Raw genomic sequence first — 16,031 nt, forward strand, 5'->3', positions numbered from 1 at the left:
GCCCCGCTTGCCACCCGACAGAATGCGACAAGGGCGGCATGCAAGAGCAAACGAACTCCCGTTGGTCCCTGCCGTACCGGCTTCGCCGCGAAAGCTGGTGGCTCGTCGATCCGCCCCAGACTTTGGCAGCCCTCCTCCCTTTCGTCCGCAAATCCCTGCCCACCGGCCGCATCAAAGCCGCCGAGAAAGCCCGATCATGACAGTATTCCTCTCGGCGGCGCCGAGCTATTGCAGCCGCTTCGGCGTTGCCGTCCTGCTCGTCGCGCTGGCCGATTTTTTCTTCTATGGCCAGCCGGCCGGCATCACGCTTTTCCTGTTCGGCGTTGCGATTGCAGCGGCGAGCATGGCTCTCCATCCTCTCAGCGTCTTCAACGATGGCAGGTTCTGGTTCAAGCCGGTTGCGCTGCTTATGGCGCTGCTGCCGCTTGTGGAAAATGTCAGCGCACTGTCCGTCTCTATCGCGCTGGCGGCGACGGCCATCTTCGCGCTGTCACTGGCCGGACGGTTGCGGCGCGGCCTAGCCCGCGTCGCCCGCCAACTCTCGCTGTTCCTGCTTGCAACGCCATTTCGGCTCGTCCTGGATTTCCTCCGCTGGCGCAAGGCGACGCGGCGGCTTGGCCGGCGGCGCGTGCGGCTTGCGACGATCGCCGTCTGGGTCATGCCGCTGAGCCTCGGCGCGGTGTTCCTCGCGCTGTTCGGCGCCGCCAATCCGGTCATCGAATACTGGTTCTCGCTGATTGATCTCTTCGCTTTGCTTAACCTCATCCAGCTGCCACGTCTCGCCTTCTGGCTGTTCGTGCTTGCCGGCATCTGGGCCTTTCTGCGGCCGCGGCTGCCGCGCTTTTTCCGCCGCCGCAAAGTGTCGCCAGCCAGCGTACCGGCGACGCCGGCCACCAGGACCACCATCGAAGACATCGTCTTCGGCAAGGCCGCTATCCTCCGCGCGCTCGTCGTCTTCAACGTCCTGTTCGCGGTGCAGAGCGCACTCGACGCCACCTATCTGTGGGGCGGTATCGCGCTTCCCGACGGGCTGACCTATGCCGCCTACGCGCATCGCGGCGCCTACCCGCTGATCGTCACGGCCCTATTGGCCGCCGGCTTCGTGCTGGCAGCGCTGAGGCCGGGAAGTGCGACCTCCGGCGATCCGCTCATCCGCCGGCTGGTTTATGTCTGGGTGGCGCAGAACATCCTCCTGGTGATCTCGTCGATCCTGCGGCTTGATCTCTATGTCGGCATTTATGCGCTGACCTATTGGCGTGTCGCCGCCTTCGTCTGGATGGGGCTGGTGGCGGCGGGCCTTGTCCTGATCATCGCCCGCACCGCGCGCGAAAAGTCCAACGAATGGCTGCTTTCCGCCAATCTTCTGACGCTATCGGCGACGCTCTATGCCTGCTCGTTCATCAACTTTGCCGCGCTGATCGCCAACTACAATGTCGACCATTCCTTCGAAATGACCGGTCAAGGCACCCAGCTCGACGTTTGGTACCTGCGCTCGCTCGGGCCCGGCGCCTTGCCGGCGCTCGATCGCTTCGTCCAGCACCAGAGCAGGACGGTTTCTACGGAGGATGCCTCCATCGGCGAACTCGCCCGCTGGTATGCACAGGACGAAGCACGCTTCCGCGCCAGCCAGGAAAACTGGCGCGGCTGGAGCTTTCGTGACTGGCGGCTCAACCGCGTCCTCGACAGGCGTGGCCCGTTTGTGGTTCCTCCGATGTCCGAACCCTTCATGCCGGGCCGCTGATTTGATGCCGCACCACATACTGGTCGCCGACGACGATCCGCACATTCGCGAAATCATCTGCTTCGCACTGGAAAAGGCCGGCATGAAAACGCTGGCGGTGCCGGACGGCGCGGCTGCCTTGCAGGCGATCGAACGCCGTGCGCCCGATCTCGTCGTGCTCGACATCGGCATGCCGGAAATGGATGGGCTGGAAGTGTGCCGGCGGCTGCGCCACACATCCGATGTGCCGGTGCTGTTCCTGTCCGCGCGGGATGAAGAGATCGACCGCGTCCTGGGGCTGGAGATGGGCGGCGACGATTATGTCACCAAGCCGTTCAGCCCGCGCGAGCTGGTCGCCCGCGTCAACGTCATCCTGCGCCGCGCCCGGCTCGCGCCGGAACCAGCTGACGACCGGCAATTCTCGCATGGCAGACTGTTGCTGGTTCCGGCAAGCCATACAGCCAGCTTCGACGGCAAGCGACTGGCGCTGACCTCGATCGAATTCGCGATCCTGAAAGGATTTCTGTCGCGGCCGGCGCATGTGCTCGGCCGCGACATGGTGATGGCCAACGCCTATGCCGCCAACATCCATGTCGCAGACCGCACCGTCGATAGCCATATCCGCAACATCCGCGCCAAGCTGGCGGCAGTCGGCTGCCTTGATGCAATCGAGACCGTGCACGGCGTCGGCTTCCGGCTGGGTAAATGCGGGAGTTGAGCGCCCAAAAATGGGTTGACAGCAAATGGCGGCCTCGGCTCGCCACGGTCGTCATTGCCATCCTGATCATGGTGATGGCGTTGCCGCTGGCCGGGCTGTTCTTCTTCCGGCTCTACGAGAACCAGCTGATCCGCCAGACCGAGGCCGAGCTGATCGCACAAGGTGCCGCCCTTGCCGCGATCTATGCGCAAGAGGTCCGTGAGGCCGGCCTTGCCCCGGAAAAGCTCGGCACACCCATGCCTCCACCCGATACCGGCGATCGGGCTTCTCGCTACCTGCCGATCGAACCGCGCCTCGATCTCGCGTCGGACAGGATCCTGCCGACCCGGCCCGCGGCCACCGCGGCCAGCGTCGATCCTGCCTTCGTGGCGATCGGCGCGCGGCTGTCGGGCATTCTTGCCGAGACGCAGAAGACCACGCTTGCCGGCTTCCGGCTGCTCGATCCCAGAGGCGTGGTCATCGCCGGCCGTGAAGAGGCCGGCCTGTCGCTCGCGGCTGTCGAAGAAGTTCGCGCAGCGCTTGCCGGCCGCTACGCCAGCGCGCTCAGGCTGCGGGTTCCCGACCAACCGTCGCCGCCGCTCTATTCGGTCAGCCGCGGCACCAAGGTTCGCGTCTTCGTCGCCATGCCGGTTGCCGTCGAAGGCAAGATCGCCGGCGTCGTCTATCTGTCGCGGACGCCGAACAACATCGTCAAGCATCTCTATGGCGAGCGCGGCAAGGTGGCGCTGGCCGCAATCGCCATCATCGGCGGCACGCTGCTGATCGGGCTGGTCTTCCTGCGCACCGTCAGCCGGCCGATTTATGCGCTGATGGAACGCACGAAACGCATCGCCGCCGGCGACCGCGAGGCGATCAGGCCGCTCGATCACCACGGCACGCGCGAAATGGCTGCGCTCTCCGCTGCTTTCCTCGACATGGCCGAAAAGCTGCACGCTCGCTCCGACGGCATCCAGACCTTTGCCACCCACGTCTCGCACGAGCTCAAATCGCCGCTGACGGCGATCCAGGGGGCCGCCGAACTGCTGCGCGATTCGGGCGGCGCGATGGATGAGGCCGAGCGGCAGCGGTTTTCGGACAATATTGTCACCGATGCCGGCCGGCTCAACCTTCTGGTGCGCCGCCTGCTCGACCTGGCGCGCGCCGAAAATCTCGAGCCGAGCGGCGAAAACACGTCGCTCGGTGCGGCACTGGCGCTGCTGCCGGCCGACGACAGGCTGGCGGTGCGCCTCGAGGCGGGCACCGAGATCGGCCTGCGCATCTCGGCCGAAAACGCTGCGATCGTGCTCGCCAACCTCATCGACAATTCGGCGCGGCACGGCGCGACGCTGGTTTCGGTCACGGCAGCAAGCGCGGACGGCAAGGCCACCATTGTGGTGGACGATGACGGCGCCGGCATTTCGCCCAGCAACCGAGGCCGCATCTTCGAGCCGTTCTTCACCACGCGCCGCGATTCCGGTGGCACCGGCATCGGCCTCGGCATCGTGCTGGCCCTCCTGAAACCGCATGATGGCACGATCCGGCTGGTTGACTCGGCGAGCGGCACGCGCTTCGAGATCATCCTGCCGGCGGCGTGACTCGGCGGTTCAGATCGGAAGGGCGAAAAGGTGCATTACGACATCGTCATCATCGGCGGAGCCATCGTCGGCTCCTCGGTCGCCTATTATCTGCGCGAGGAAGGATTTTCGGGCTCGATCGCGCTTGTCGAGCGCGACCCGCAATTTTCCCATGCGGCGACCACGCTGTCCTGCGCCTCCATTCGCCAGCAGTTCTCGATCCCGGAAAACATCCGGCTGTCGCAGTTCACGCTGAAACTATTCCGGCGGTTGAAGGACGAGTTTGGCGCGGACGCCGATATCGGCTTTCGCGAAGGCGGCTATCTCATCCTTGCCGGCGAGAACAGCCTGTCGATCCTGCGGGCCAATCACGAGGCGCAGATGGCCGAGGGCGCCGACATCGTGCTCGAGGATGCCGAGGCGCTCGTCCGCCGCTTTCCGTGGCTGTCGGTCGAGGGCATCTCCGCTGGCGCCTATGGCCGCAGCGGCGAAGGCTGGTTCGACGCGCATGCGATGCTGATGCTGTTCCGCAAGGCACTGCGAACGAAGAACATCGACTTTATCACGGCGTCGGTGACCGGTATCGAGCGGCAGGGCGAGCGCGTCACCGGCGTGATCCTCGACAATGGCGAACGGCTCGGGGCCGGCACCGTCGTCAACGCCGCCGGGCCGAATGCCGGCAAGGTGGCGGCAATGGCCGGGCTGGCGCTGCCGGTGGAGCCGCGCAAGCGCAACGTCTTCGTATTCGAGGCGCGCGAAAAATATGACGACATGCCGCTGCTGGTCGACCCGAGCGGCATCTATGTCCGGCCGGAAGGCTCGGTCTACATCACCGGCGGCGCCGAGCCGGAAGATGGCGAAGGACCAGCCGATCCCGCCGACTTCGACCCCGACTGGCCGCTGTTCGAAGAGGTGATCTGGCCGGTATTGGCGACCCGCATTCCAGCCTTCGAGGCGATCAAGCCGACGCGCGCCTGGGTCGGCCATTACGACTACAACACACTCGACCAGAACGCGGTGATCGGCCCGCACCCCGAGGTCGGTAATTTCCTCTTCGCCAACGGTTTTTCCGGTCACGGCCTGCAGCAGGCGCCGGCGGTCGGCAAGGCGCTGGCCGAGTTTCTGGTGCATGGCGGCTATCGCACGGTGGATTGCTCGGCGTTCGGGTATAGCCGTGTCGCTGAGGGGCGGGCGTTCAGGGAGTTGAATGTGATTTAAAGCTGGCGCGAAGGTCTGTTGCTTGGTGGATTAAGCCGCCACCAAGCCGCCCGCACCAAGATACGCCTGAAGCCAGCCCAGCACCCTGCCCCACCCTTCCGCATGCTCGGTTGCGGCGTGACGCGCGTGCCGCCGGCGATTGGCTCCAGCAACCAGGCGACTTTGGTTTCGCGGCGGCCAAGCGTCGGATGATCCCAGTCGTATCTGCGCGTCTGCACGATCCGGCGCGGCTCCTCGATCTCCAGGAATTCACCGCTGGCGGGCAGGTGGCTGCCGGCCGCCGTCTCGACGGTGACGCTCCAGCGGCCGCCGACGCTGAGGTCGGCCGCCCATCCGGTCATCCGGTAGGTCTTGGCGGAGCCCCACCAGCGCTCGACCTCGCGTGTAACGAGCGCGTCAAAGATCCGCTCGGGCGGCGCGCAAACATCGGCGCTCGCCATCACGGTCTCGCCATTTGTCATGCTGTGCACCGCGGAACCGTGCATCACCTGTCCTCCGGAAACGTTTCGCCGCCGAAATGACTTCAAGCCTTCGACGCCGGGCGCGACAGCCCTTTGCCGGTTTCGAGCAGGCTCTTCAGACTGGACAGGATGAGCGGCCAGCCGTTCGCCACATGGCCGAGCAGCTTGTGCGGCCCATCGGCTTCGTGTGTGACGGCGAGTTTCATCATCTCGCCCTCCTGCTCGATGGCGAAGGTGCAGCGTGTGTAGCCGTCCGCCTTGACCTCGGGCATGAACTCGTTGCGCCATTTGAGCACGATGCGCCTGGGTGGATCGATCTCGAGCACCTCGCCGCTGTCGGTGATGCGGCCGTCGGTGTAAACCATCTTCCACGCCGAACCTTGTTTCCAGTCGCTCAGCATCTGGGCGCCGAGGAAATATTGCCGCTGGAACTCCGGCTCGGTCAGTGCTTGCCAGAGTTTTTCGGGCGAAGTGCGGATGTAGGTGACATAAACGAAAATGTTGCTCATCAGTCTTCCCTTTCGAGACGTTTCTTCAAATCGCTGAGGGCGCCCAGTCGCCCCCGCTCGAATTTGCCGATCCAGCGTTCGGCGATCTCGTTGATGGGAACGGGATTCAGATAATGTTGCTTCTCGCGTCCCTTGCGGATGGTGGTGACGAGGTTTGCTTCTTCCAGGATCGCCAGATGCTTGGTCACCGCCTGGCGCGTCATGTCCATCTCACCGCACAGCGCGTTCAGCGTCTGTCCGTTCCTGGCATGAAGGCTGTCCAGCAATCGCCGGCGTGTCGGGTCGGCCAAGGCGCGAAAGACGGCATCCATGCTCATGGCTCTAATATGCAACCATTTGGTTGCATGTCAAGAGGCAGAACCCTAGCCAAGAATGCGCGGGTTGAGGTCGCTGGGAGTGGATTTCAGCGCTTGCGGCCGAACCAGAATGCGTTGGGCATGCGCTCCATGCCGATACGCTCATAGAAGCCGACGGCGTCGGGCATGGAGATCAGGCTGATGGCAACGGAAGGTCCGAGTTGCCGGCGTGCCTCATCCATCAGGCCCTTGCCGATACCCAGCCCTTGCGCCGATGCAGAAACCGCGAGCTCGGAGATATAGCAGACCCAGGAAAAGTCGGTGATGCCGCGAGCGACACCAACCAGCGGCTTGCCCGGTGCATCGATGCGCGCGGTGAGCACCAGGTCGGCACTCGTGAGCATCGCCTTCAAACGGGCATGATCATCGACGGGCCGTGTCTCGCCGAGGCCGGATTCCACCAGCACGCGGCGGAACTCGGCGGTGCCGAGGCCCGGTTCGCTGGCGTAGAGGACCTTGGATCGCGTTGTCATGTCGATAAAAGTGCACCATGGGCCGGTGATTTTGAAGCTGTTTTGTACCGATCTTGTGTTTTCGATCGACGACGGAAGTCCAAAAACAGCCGTCTTTTATTTGCCCGCGGCATTGTGTAAACCGGGCGCCAGCAATTCCCCGCAATGAGAAGAAGACGGGCAAGAACCATGGAAAAATTCACCAAGCTCACCGGTGTCGCCGCGCCGATGCCGATCGTCAATGTCGACACCGACATGATCATCCCCAAGGATTATCTCAAGACGATTAAGCGCACCGGGCTCGGCACCGGCTTGTTCGCCGAAATGCGCTACAAGGACGACGGTTCGGAAAACCCGGACTTCGTGCTCAACAAGCCAGCCTACCGCAAGGCGCAGGTCCTGGTCGCCGGCGACAATTTCGGCTGCGGTTCGAGCCGGGAACACGCGCCGTGGGCGCTGCTCGATTTCGGCATCCGCTGCGTCATCTCGACCTCGTTCGCCGACATTTTCTACAACAACTGCTTCAAGAACGGCATCTTGCCGATCACCGTCAGCCCGGAAGATCTGGAGAAGCTGATGGACGACGCCTCGCGCGGTTCCAACGCGACGCTGTCGGTCGATCTCGAGGCCAAGGAAATCCGCGGGCCGGACGGCGGCGTGGTCAAGTTCGATCTCGACGAGTTCAAGCGCCACTGCCTCTTGAACGGCCTCGACGATATCGGCCTGACCATGGAGAAGGCCGGCGCCATCGCTTCGTTCGAGAAGAAGAACGCCGAGCTGCGGCCCTGGGCCTGAGCGGTACGATGACCCGGCCGCGACAGGCCGGGTTCGTGGAGGCTGAACGGAGGGACAGTCATGACACGTTCGCTTCTTGCCGGCGCCTGCGCGCTGGCGTGGATTCTGATGACGATGGCTGGCGCGCATGCACAGACCGACACGGTGCTCGTGCCGGCTGACGATGCGCCCGGCACGGCCGCCGACCAGGGCGCGTTGAGCAATGCGGCCCTAGCCGACGATGACAAGCAGGCGCCGATCCCGTTCGAGGGCGGCCAGCTGACCATCACCCAGGAGGAAGAGTACGGGGAACGCGTGCTCGCCTTCGACGGCAGGGAACTGGCGCGCAATTACGACGTCTTCTTCGACAAGATCGTCGAGGTCGGCGGCGCCAAGGTGGCGCTGGTCGATGTCGGCGACGGCGGCAACCAGTGCGGTCCGGCCAAGGTGATCGTGTGGAAGCCGGAAGGCGGCACGATCCAGACGGTCACGGTCGAGCAGGACGAATGCGGCGCGCCGCCGGCCGCGATCTCCGACAGCGCCATCTATTTCGTGCCCTATCTGCTGCCGGGTGATTCCAAGCCGGCGCTGCAATGGTCGCCGACGGACGGACTGACGATGTCCGGTAATCTGACCTACATGCCGGAGCCGGGCACCGACTGGAAAGACGTCGATCCGTCGAAATACGACAACATCATCGACGCCTTCCACAATGAAGCGGTCTACAAACTAGCCGAGACGCTGCTCGGCAAGGACATGCCCGACATGGCGACCAGCCTTCTGGTCGGCGGCGGCACCGAGAAAACCGCCTCGGGCGCCTTCTTTGCCAGCGGCTGCGTGCCGCATGATTGCGGCGGCAATGACGGCTTCATGGCCGTCGACCCGGTCAACCATAAGCTCTATTTCGCCAGGCGCGGCGACAAGCCCGAGCCGGACGCGTGGCCAGCGGTGAGTACATGGCCGGCCGACGTCAAGGAAGCGCTGGACAAGGCGCTGGGGTCGCCGAATTAGAAATCGTTCTGCCGCGATCCTTCGCGCCCCCCTCTGTCCTGCCGGACATCTCCCCCACTTGGGGGGAGATCGGCCGTCATCGCCGCTTTCACCAAACGGCCCACGCTGAAAAAAGGAGGACACCATGCGAAAACTGATCTCCACCGGTTCGCCCTTCGAGAAGACCGCCGGCTATTCGCGCGCCGTGGTGCAGGGCGACTGGTGTTTCGTGTCCGGAACGACCGGCTACGATTATGCGACCATGTCGATGCCGGAGACCGTCGAGGCACAAACGCGCAATTGCCTGGCGACGATCGCCAAGGCGTTGCGAGATGGCGGCTTCGAAATGGCTGACGTGGTGCGGGCACATTACTATATCACCGATGCGGCTTTCGTGGATGTGGTGTTCCCGATCCTCGGCGAGGCGTTTGGCGAGATCCGGCCGGCGGCAACGATGATCGTGTGCCAGCTCAACAAGCCGGAAATGAAGATCGAGATCGAGGTGACGGCGCTGCGGCGCACAGCCTGATGCCTGTCACGGTTGCGACAACGACACGGTTAGAACGAGGATCGGCCCATGGTGAAGGTCAGACGCATCGTTGCAAACATAGACACGCAGGATATCGCGGCGGCAAAACCCTTCTATCAGGATGTGCTCGGTCTTGACGTGCTGATGGATCAAGGCTGGATTACGACCTACGGCTCGCAAGAAACAATGACCGTACAGGTCAGCTTCATGGCCCAAGGTGGCTCCGGCACGCCGGTGCCTGACCTGTCGATCGAGGTCGACGATGTCGATGCGGCGCTGGAAGCGATGAAGGCCACCGGCTTCGTCATCGAATACGGGCCGGCGGACGAACCCTGGGGTGTGCGGCGCTTCTTCGTACGCGACCCGTTCGGCAGGCTGGTCAATATCCTCTCGCATCTGTAGGCGATTTGTCTTGAGCACCGGATTTTCCCAAAACCGGTTTCCGCTTTTGGGTCCGATGCTCTGAACCGCAGGCTTGCGCGCCGGCCGCTTGGCGTTTAGCAAGGCCGCGTTCATGCGCTAAAACAATCGGGACGGTTCTCATGGCTTCGAAAAATCTTCTCCTGCTTGCCGGCGACGGCATCGGCCCCGAGGCGATGGCCGAGGTGAAGAAATTGATCGCCGCCATGAACGACAGGTTCGGCAGCGATTTCGTCACCGACGACGGGCTGGTCGGCGGCTGCGCCTATGACGCGCACGGCGCGGCGATCTCCGATGCCGACATGGCCAAGGCGATGGCCGCGGACGCGGTGCTGTTCGGCGCCGTCGGCGGGCCGAAATGGGATGCGGTGCCTTACGAGGTGCGCCCGGAGGCGGGTCTGCTGCGGCTGCGCAAGGACATGGAACTGTTCGCCAATCTTCGACCCGCCATTTGCTACCCGGCGCTGGCGGCGTCCTCCTCGCTCAAGCAGGAGGTGGTCGAGGGGCTCGATATCCTGATCGTGCGCGAGCTCACCGGCGGCGTCTATTTCGGCGAGCCGAAGCAGATCATCGACCTCGGCAACGGCCAGAAGCGCGGCATCGACACCCAAGTCTACGATACGTTCGAGATCGAGCGCATTTCGGGCGTTGCCTTCGAATTGGCGCGCACGCGCAAGAACCATGTCACCTCGATGGAAAAGCGCAATGTGATGAAATCAGGCGTGCTGTGGAATGAGGTCGTCACCCAGACGCACAAGGCCAGGTATGCCGACGTCAAGCTCGATCACATGTTGGCCGATGCCGGCGGCATGCAGCTGGTGCGCTGGCCGAAGCAGTTCGACGTCATCGTCACCGACAATCTGTTCGGCGACATGCTGTCCGACATCGCCGCCATGCTGACCGGCTCGATCGGCATGCTACCGTCGGCCTCGCTCGGCGCGCCGGATGCGAAGACAAAAAAGCGCAAGGCGCTCTACGAGCCGGTGCACGGCTCGGCGCCCGACATTGCCGGCAAGGGCATCGCCAATCCGATCGCCATGATCGCCTCCTTCGCCATGTGCATGCGCTATTCCTTCGGCATGGTCGAAGAGGCCGACCGGCTGGAAGGCGCGATCGCCGCGGTGCTCGACCAGGGCTTGCGCACCAGGGATATTCATTCGCCGGGGATGACCGAGGTCGGCACCACCGAGATGGGCGACGCGATCATCGCCAAGTTCCTGGGCTGATCCTGTGGCGGTCGACGTCCGCTGGGCGGCGACCGGGGATGCCGCGGCACTCGCCGCCATGCTTTGCGAAATGGCGGTGCATTACCGGCAGCCGCCACTCGACGCCAGCCAGGCTTTGTCGGCGGCGCAGAAATGGCTTGGCGACGAAAGCCCGGCCTATCCGCATTTTGCGCTCGCCTTGGTCGATGGTGAAGTTTGCGGGCTGGCCTCAGTTGCGATTGCGCATCCCGGCATCGATCTCGAACGGCTGCTGTTCCTCAAGGACCTATTCGTACGCGATGATGCCCGCAATGGCGGTGTCGGTCGAGCGCTGATGGCATTCCTCGCCGGCCATTGCCTGCGCGCTGGCATCGGCCGCATCGACCTGACCACCGAGGACTGGAACGAGCGTGCGCTGCGCTTCTACGACGGACTCGGCGCCGAGCGGCATGGCCAGAAAGTCTTCCTCAGGCTTTCGAGCGAGGCGCTGAAGGCGGTCGCGGCTGGTTCCTCGACACGATCTTGGAAGCCCTAAATTTGGAGATTGGCCGAAACATCTCCCTCTTCGTCATCCTAGGGCGAAGCAAAGAGCGAAGCGACGCGGCGCAGACCCCAGGATCCATGCCGTTACCCGGCGGCAAGTGCTCGGCCGACCAGACCGAGTGCTTCTTCGTGGTGGATATGAGCGCCATTCTGAACCGCTGCGTTCCTCGGCTTATGTCGCGGCATGGATCCCAGGGTCTGCGCTCCGCTTCGCGTCGCTCCGCCCTAGGATGACGAAGGCGTGGCGGCTGGCGACCCAATCGCGGAGGTACTAAGTCCCGACACCCGCCGGCACCGGACCCCACTGGTTTTCGCGCGGCTGGGTCGGGATCAACGCAAAGATCAGGATGATCACGGTGCCGAAGGTCGGGATCAGGAAAAGCAGGAAGAGCCAGCCGGTCAGGCCGATATCGTGCAGGCGACGCACGTTGAGCCCGAACCACGGCAGGGCTGTCGCCAGCAGGAAGAGGCCGGAGAGGCCGACCGTCACCGCCGGCAGTTCAGCGGTATTGCCCATGGCGTCGTCGATAAAGACACCGATGCCTATGACCACGAGCAGCGCGATCGTCCAGAACAGGCAATAGCCCCAATATTCCTTGCGGCGGGCACGGCCGGCGAAGTTGAAGTAATTCTCGGTCAGACCCAGCCAGAAATAGTTCCACAGGCCGGCGGATTCGGCCGGACCGGTTTCAGCGGAACGGCCGAAATGTTGCGGCTGACCTGCCGCTTGCGTATTGCCGGCCTGAGATGGCGCGGCGGCTGCAGGGGAGGCGTCGGCGGGCGCACTGGCAGGTTGGGCGCGGATCGAAAAAACATTGCGCGCCCGTCCGCCAGCCGGCTGGAATTCGACGGTCGTGCCTCCGGCAACCGATGCTTCGCGGCGCAAATCTTCGCGCGCCAAAATGTAGCGGTTGCCGTCCGCTCCGGTGATGAAACCGAAACCCTGGTCTTCGTCGTAATGAAGAACTTCGCCGCGCATGCCTTGCCCCCGATTGCCCCGACCCAGACTGTGCAAAGTTCCGGCAGACCGCAAGGGGGGCGTGCGGACATGGAGAGTGCCGGCTATCTACCCCGGCCGTTTCTTCGATTTCTTGTGTTTCGCCGGTCCGCCTTCGAACTTCGCCTTGGCCGGTTTCCCGGCCCAGGGCTTTGCCTCGAATGCCGGGCGCTGGTCGGCCGGTGCGCGCTTCTCGAATTTGGGCGCGTTCTGATCGAAGGTGCGCTTGCCGCGGTGCGGCTTCTTGTCGGGCCGTGGTTCCTGATAGCCGGCCCGCGACAGATCCGGTGTGCCGTCCAGCCGCTTGACCGCAATGTTGCCCTGCAGCTTGTGGTCGGGACCGATCGCAGCGAGGAAGCGCTCGGCCCAGTCCGCCGCGATCTGCACGAAGGTTTCCTCCGGCTGCATCTTGATGGCGCCGATCTCGCGCTTGGAAATGCCGGCTGTCCGGCACAGCATCGGGATCAGCCAGCGCGGCTCGGCATTCTGCCGGCGTCCGACCGACAGCGAGAACCAGACGCTGTCGCCGAAATCGTCGCGGCGGCTCGGTGCCTCGTCCCGGCGCGCAAATTTTTCGCCCGACGGCGTGAACGGCGCCACGTCGAGAAGGTCCTCCGGCGCCGAGCGGCTGGAGCGGCACATCCGCACGAAGGCGGCGGCGACCTGTTCGGGTCCGTGCTGATCGAGAAGCGCCTCAACGAAGCCGCGCTCCTCATCCTTCACAGGCTCGCTGAAGACTGGATCAGCGAGAATGCGCTCGTCGTCGCGCCGTATCACGTCGTCGGCCGAGGGCGGGCTTGCCCAGGTCGCCGCAAGGCCGGCACTTTGCAGTAGCCGCTCGGTTCGCTTGCGGGCATTATTGGGCACGATCAGCGCGCTGACGCCCTTGCGTCCCGCCCGTCCCGTTCGTCCGCTTCGGTGCAGGAGCGTCTCCGGGTTGGTCGGCAGGTCAGCGTGGATGACCAGCTCGAGGTTGGGCAGGTCGATGCCGCGCGCCGCGACGTCGGTGGCGATGCAGACCTTGGCGCGGCCGTCACGCATCGCCTGCAGCGCGTGGCTGCGCTCGTTCTGGCTAAGCTCGCCGGACAGCGCCACGACGGAAAAGTTGCGGTTGTTGAAGCGCGCCGTCAAATGGTTGACGGCGGCGCGCGTGTTGCAGAACACCAGCGCGTTCTTGGCTTCGTAAAAGCGCAGCACGTTGATGATGGCGTTTTCGCGGTCCGCCTGAGCGACGCTCAGCGCCCGGTATTCGATGTCGAGATGCTGCTTTTCCTCGCCGGAGGCCGAGATGCGCACAGCATCGTGCTGGTAGCCCTTGGCCAGCGTGGCGATGGAGCGCGGCACAGTGGCGGAAAACATCAGCGTGCGGCGATCGGCGGGTGCCGCGTCGAGGATGAATTCCAGATCCTCGCGAAAGCCGAGATCGAGCATCTCGTCGGCCTCGTCGAGCACCACTGCCTTGAGCGCCGACATGTCGAGCGAATTGCGGGTGATGTGGTCGCGCAGGCGGCCGGGCGTGCCGACGACGATATGGGCGCCACGCTCCAGCGCGCGCCGTTCGGTGCGCATGTCCATGCCGCCGACGCAGGACGCCACCGTGGCGCCGGTCAGTTCGTAGAGCCATTCCAGCTCGCGCGTTACCTGCAGGGCCAGCTCCCGCGTCGGCGCCACGGCCAGCGCCAAAGGTGCCGCGGCATGGGAAAAGCGCTCCGCGCCATCGAGAAGGGTCGGCGCCAAGGCCAGACCGAAGGCGACGGTCTTGCCGGAGCCGGTCTGGGCCGAAACCAGCGCATCGGCCTGGCCAAGCTCGAGAACCGCCTTCTGCACCGGCGTCAGCTCGACATAGCCGCGTTTTTCCAGCGCCTTTGCCAGCGCGGGAACAATAGCTTCGAAATTGGACATCTTGCTCTTTCGAAATTCGGATTCTGAATACCCGGCGACGGGTCAAATGTCGGCAAGCGCCACGGACGGGCGCCACGAGCCAGACGATGCTCGTTCGTACTTCGTTCCGCCGCCATTGTACAGGGCGGGCGGGTCGGCCTGGTTGCGATTGACTCTGGACGCAAACCGCGTAAAAGCCGGCACCGAACGGGATAGTTTTCGATGCGCGGCCTTCTGATGGCGCTCCTTGCATTCGACATCTCCGGCCCCAATGCGAACCATTGGGCCGGGCGCGTCGCTGCGTCTCCTCGTTCCAGCAAAATCACGTTGTTGCTCAAAAAAACCGGCAAAACGACCACCAAAACGGTCTGATTCCCTTGGCCTAACCACCCTCTCCCGGGTCCGGCCCGGGGGTTGAAACCCGCATCGGCCGGCGGGTTTTCTCCAGAAAACGAGCGGAGAGGGACAGGAGATTTCGATGAGTTTCAAGGTTGCGATCGTCGGCGCCACGGGCAATGTGGGCCGGGAAATGCTCAACATACTGGAAGAGCGCGGCTTTCCGGTGAGCGAGGTGGTGGCGCTGGCCTCGCGGCGCAGCCAGGGCACGGAAGTGTCGTTCGGCGACCGCACGCTGAAGGTCAGGGCGCTCGACCAATATGATTTTTCCGACACCGACATCTGCATCATGTCGGCCGGCGGCAACGTCTCCAAGGAATGGTCGCCGAAGATCGGCAAGCAGGGCTGCGTCGTCATCGATAATTCGTCGGCCTTCCGTTACGACCAGGATGTGCCGCTGATCGTTCCGGAAGTGAACCCGGATGCGATCTCGCTGTTCACGCGCAAGAACATCATTGCCAACCCGAACTGCTCGACGGCGCAGCTGGTCGTGGCGCTGAAGCCGCTGCATGACGCGGCCACCATCAAGCGCGTCGTCGTCGCCACCTACCAGTCCGTCTCCGGCGCCGGCAAGGAAGGCATGGACGAATTGTTCACGCAGACGCGCGCGGTGTTCGTCGCCGACCAGGTCGACGTCAAGAAGTTCACCAAGCGTATCGCCTTCAACGTCATCCCGCATATCGACGTCTTCCTCGACGACGGCTTCACCAAGGAAGAGTGGAAGATGGTGGCCGAGACCAAGAAAATGCTCGACCCCAAGATCAAGCTGACGGCGACCTGCGTGCGCGTGCCGGTGTTCATCGGCCATTCGGAAGCGGTCAACATCGAGTTCGAAAAGCCGATCACCGCCGATGAGGCGCGTGAGATCCTGCGCGAGGCGCCGGGCTGCCAGGTCATCGACAAGCGCGAGGACGGCGGCTACATCACGCCGCTGGAATCGGCCGGCGAGGACGCCACCTTCATCTCGCGCATCCGCGAGGACTCGACCATCGACAACGGCCTGTCGATGTGGATCGTCTCCGACAATCTGCGCAAGGGCGCGGCACTCAATGCGGTTCAGATCGCCGAGCTGCTGGTCGAGCGCGGGCTGATCCAGCCGAAGAAGAAGGCGGCATAACTTTTCGCTCACGGGCCGCATCGCCGCTTCGCGGCTGGCCCTCCGCGGGGCGCCGGATAACCGGCGGCCCGCGGTCGCGGGCTCGGCTTTAGGCCGTTAGCGCCCATATAACCCTTCGCGGGGAGAAAGTGCCCGCAGGCGGATGTGGGGCCCCGCCGGGGTGGCAAATATGCATCAAGGCGCCCGCGGCAC

Annotated in this window: 18 protein-coding genes; 12 read left to right on the plus strand and 6 right to left on the minus strand. The window is 64.1% G+C overall.

Annotated features, from left to right (window positions below):
* Positions 1-196: 196 nt before the first annotated feature.
* The 4 genes from NKH21_RS29825 to NKH21_RS29840 are packed head-to-tail and all read left to right on the plus strand — an operon-like array spanning position 197 to position 5,209.
* Positions 197-1,741: a DUF4153 domain-containing protein gene (locus tag NKH21_RS29825; protein ID WP_352869444.1), complete on the plus strand. Its 1,545-nt coding sequence runs from the start codon at positions 197-199 to the stop codon at positions 1,739-1,741.
* A 4-nt stretch (positions 1,742-1,745) separates the two neighbouring features.
* Positions 1,746-2,438 carry a response regulator transcription factor gene (locus NKH21_RS29830; protein ID WP_352669064.1) on the plus strand — a complete coding sequence of 231 codons (693 nt, stop codon included), beginning with the start codon at positions 1,746-1,748 and terminating at the stop codon, positions 2,436-2,438.
* Positions 2,426-4,012 (plus strand): ATP-binding protein, encoded by a 1,587-nt coding sequence (locus NKH21_RS29835; RefSeq protein ID WP_352869446.1) that lies wholly within the window; start codon positions 2,426-2,428, stop codon positions 4,010-4,012. Before NKH21_RS29830 ends, NKH21_RS29835 begins: the two co-directional genes overlap by 13 nt.
* A gap of 30 nt (positions 4,013-4,042) precedes the next feature.
* A complete protein-coding gene (locus NKH21_RS29840) occupies positions 4,043-5,209 on the plus strand; it encodes an NAD(P)/FAD-dependent oxidoreductase (protein ID WP_352669060.1) in 1,167 nt (388 codons plus the stop codon).
* On the opposite strand, the gene NKH21_RS29845 is transcribed toward NKH21_RS29840, so the two are convergent.
* The 4 genes from NKH21_RS29845 to NKH21_RS29860 form a co-directional block, all read right to left on the minus strand.
* Complete coding sequence (locus NKH21_RS29845; RefSeq protein WP_352669058.1) at positions 5,206-5,694, minus strand: SRPBCC family protein; 489 nt, start codon at positions 5,692-5,694, stop codon at positions 5,206-5,208. The two genes, NKH21_RS29840 and NKH21_RS29845, sit on opposite strands and share 4 nt — an antisense overlap.
* A gap of 38 nt (positions 5,695-5,732) precedes the next feature.
* Positions 5,733-6,179 carry an SRPBCC family protein gene (locus NKH21_RS29850; RefSeq protein ID WP_352669055.1) on the minus strand — a complete coding sequence of 149 codons (447 nt, stop codon included), beginning with the start codon at positions 6,177-6,179 and terminating at the stop codon, positions 5,733-5,735.
* Positions 6,179-6,490, minus strand: a complete 312-nt coding sequence (locus NKH21_RS29855) for an ArsR/SmtB family transcription factor (RefSeq protein ID WP_031213186.1) — start codon at positions 6,488-6,490, stop codon at positions 6,179-6,181. Before NKH21_RS29855 ends, NKH21_RS29850 begins: the two co-directional genes overlap by 1 nt.
* Before the next feature lie 92 nt (positions 6,491-6,582).
* Entirely contained in the window at positions 6,583-7,008 is a 426-nt protein-coding gene (locus tag NKH21_RS29860; protein ID WP_352869449.1) for a GNAT family N-acetyltransferase, read from the minus strand.
* A gap of 168 nt (positions 7,009-7,176) precedes the next feature.
* Between NKH21_RS29860 and leuD the strand changes: the two genes are divergently transcribed.
* The 6 genes from leuD (at position 7,177) to NKH21_RS29890 (ending at position 11,440) form a co-directional block, all read left to right on the plus strand.
* Positions 7,177-7,782, plus strand: a complete 606-nt coding sequence (leuD, locus tag NKH21_RS29865; protein WP_352669051.1) for a 3-isopropylmalate dehydratase small subunit — start codon at positions 7,177-7,179, stop codon at positions 7,780-7,782.
* A 60-nt stretch (positions 7,783-7,842) separates the two neighbouring features.
* Entirely contained in the window at positions 7,843-8,772 is a 930-nt protein-coding gene (locus NKH21_RS29870) for an Ivy family c-type lysozyme inhibitor (RefSeq protein WP_352669048.1), read from the plus strand.
* Positions 8,773-8,896: 124 nt separating this feature from the next.
* Entirely contained in the window at positions 8,897-9,280 is a 384-nt protein-coding gene (locus tag NKH21_RS29875; protein ID WP_352669047.1) for a RidA family protein, read from the plus strand.
* A 51-nt stretch (positions 9,281-9,331) separates the two neighbouring features.
* On the plus strand, positions 9,332-9,682 hold the full coding sequence (locus tag NKH21_RS29880; protein WP_352669121.1) for a VOC family protein: 351 nt from the start codon (positions 9,332-9,334) through the stop codon (positions 9,680-9,682).
* A gap of 140 nt (positions 9,683-9,822) precedes the next feature.
* Positions 9,823-10,926 (plus strand): 3-isopropylmalate dehydrogenase, encoded by a 1,104-nt coding sequence (gene leuB, locus NKH21_RS29885; protein WP_352669045.1) that lies wholly within the window; start codon positions 9,823-9,825, stop codon positions 10,924-10,926.
* A 4-nt stretch (positions 10,927-10,930) separates the two neighbouring features.
* Positions 10,931-11,440: a GNAT family N-acetyltransferase gene (locus NKH21_RS29890; protein WP_352669042.1), complete on the plus strand. Its 510-nt coding sequence runs from the start codon at positions 10,931-10,933 to the stop codon at positions 11,438-11,440.
* 279 nt (positions 11,441-11,719) lie between these two features.
* On the opposite strand, the gene NKH21_RS29895 is transcribed toward NKH21_RS29890, so the two are convergent.
* Together NKH21_RS29895 and NKH21_RS29900 are read right to left on the minus strand one after the other, a co-directional pair.
* Positions 11,720-12,427, minus strand: coding sequence for a DUF805 domain-containing protein (locus NKH21_RS29895; RefSeq protein ID WP_352869452.1), 708 nt, complete (start codon positions 12,425-12,427; stop codon positions 11,720-11,722).
* 87 nt (positions 12,428-12,514) lie between these two features.
* Positions 12,515-14,347, minus strand: a complete 1,833-nt coding sequence (locus tag NKH21_RS29900; RefSeq protein ID WP_352669038.1) for a DEAD/DEAH box helicase — start codon at positions 14,345-14,347, stop codon at positions 12,515-12,517.
* A gap of 201 nt (positions 14,348-14,548) precedes the next feature.
* Here NKH21_RS29900 and NKH21_RS29905 point away from each other — a divergent pair, with 201 nt between their 5' ends.
* The gene (locus tag NKH21_RS29905; protein WP_352669036.1) at positions 14,549-14,698 is read left to right on the plus strand and encodes a hypothetical protein; all 150 of its coding nucleotides are present in this window, start codon (positions 14,549-14,551) and stop codon (positions 14,696-14,698) included.
* A 106-nt stretch (positions 14,699-14,804) separates the two neighbouring features.
* Positions 14,805-15,839, plus strand: coding sequence for an aspartate-semialdehyde dehydrogenase (locus NKH21_RS29910; protein WP_023680535.1), 1,035 nt, complete (start codon positions 14,805-14,807; stop codon positions 15,837-15,839).
* Positions 15,840-16,031 lie beyond the last annotated feature (192 nt).

This window comes from Mesorhizobium sp. M1329, assembly GCF_040318035.1.
Classification (GTDB): Bacteria; Pseudomonadota; Alphaproteobacteria; order Rhizobiales; family Rhizobiaceae; genus Mesorhizobium.